Here is a 1594-nt window from a genome sequence, read left to right on the forward strand (position 1 = left end):
ACGCTGGCCCAGTGGCGCCAGCGCTCGGGCGAGCACGAGGCCGCGGCGCAGGAGGCGCGCCGGCGTTGGGAGGCGATCGGCAGCGCCTCGACCGAACTGCGTGCGCATTTCAGCGACCCGACCGCGGGCACTGCGTCGCCCAATGCCCGGCGCATGCCGCGGCGCCTGCTGCTGTCCGCCGCCGCATTGGTGGGCACCGGGCTGCTGGCCGGACGCGGCGTGCAGTGGCTCTGGCAGCAGCCGGTGTTCACTGCCGCCTACGCCACACGCACTGCGCAGGTGCTGAAGGTGTCGCTGGCCGACGGGCAGGACGGCGCCCCGGGCAGCCGGCTGGACCTGTCGCCCCGGAGCGCGATCGACGTGGCGCTGTACCGGCAGCACCGCAGCGTGCGGATGGCCCAGGGCGAGATCCGCTTCGAAGTGGCCCGCGATGTGGACCGCCCGTTCGTGGTGCTGGCCCGTGGCGCGCGCATCGAGGTGGTGGGCACCGTGTTCACGGTGCGCGACCGGGGCGGCCCCGTCACCGTGGGAGTGGAGCGCGGGCACGTGCGCGTGCAGCCGCTGACGGCCCCTTCGGGCAACGACCCGATCGCAGAAAGCGAAGCGATCGACCTGCACCCCGGGCAGTTGCTCGCCCTCCAGGACGGCCGGGCCGAGCCGGTGCGCCCCGTGGACCCGGCCCAGCTGTCGGCCTGGCGGGAAGGCTGGCTGGTGTTCAGGAACGAACCGCTGCGCGATGCACTGGCCACGGTCAACGCCTACCGCGCCCAGCCGATCACGCTGGCCGATGTGCGCCTGGGCGATCTGCGCCTGTCCAGCCGGTTCCGCGCGGGCGATTCCGCGGCCTTGCTGGCCGCGCTCCCCACGATCCTGCCCCTGACCGTGCATGCCCGGGCGGACGGCGGCGTCGAACTGCGCGCCCGCTGACACCCTGGGGCAGCGCCCCGACAAAGAAACCGGACGCGGGCTGTCTCCGTTCTGCCCGCTCGAACGTCATGGGAACAAAGCACAAGCCACGCCCGACTGCGGGCCAGTGCGCCTGGACCGCGATGGACCGCTGCCTTGTCGTTCGATTTACCTGGAGTTTCAGAAAGCCATGCATTCCTTTCCCCGTCAGTCCCTCCTGGGTGCGGCGCTCGCCGCCGCGTTCGGAACCCTTCTCGCCGGCTGGAGCCCTGCGGCCCTGGCCCAGGCACCGCAAGCCGTGGCACCGCAGGCCTTCGACGTGAAGGTACCCGCCCAGCCGCTGGCCAGCGCGCTGGCCGAGCTGTCACGCCAGACCGGGGTGCCGGTGTTCGCGTCCGGCGACCTGGTGGGCGGGGCCGAGTCCCGCCCGGTCTCGGGCCGCCTGACGGTGGAGCAGGCCCTGCAGTCCATGCTGGCCGGCAGCGCGCTGGAAGCCGGCAGCGCCGCCGGCGGGGGCTACTCCATTCGCCGCGCCAGCCGGCAGGCCGCCAGCGGCACCTTGTCCACCGTGGTGGTGAAGGCGGGCGCCGACACCGAGCGTCCCGACGGCCCGGTGAACGGCTACGTGGCCCAGCGCAGCAGAACGGCCACCAAGACGGACACCGCACTGCTGGAGACGCCCCAGTCG

General features: G+C 73.3%; 2 protein-coding genes. Both read left to right on the plus strand.

Going from position 1 to position 1594, the window contains the following annotated elements; all coding sequences use genetic code 11:
- A partial coding sequence (locus AC27IO_RS23985; RefSeq protein WP_498741173.1) for a FecR family protein occupies positions 1 to 927 on the plus strand: 927 nt, incomplete at its 5' end.
- Between the two features lie 169 nt (positions 928 to 1096).
- A partial coding sequence (locus AC27IO_RS23990; protein WP_498741174.1) for an STN domain-containing protein occupies positions 1097 to 1594 on the plus strand: 498 nt, incomplete at its 3' end.

The sequence above is a fragment of the Acidovorax sp. KNOB132 genome (assembly GCF_057541515.1).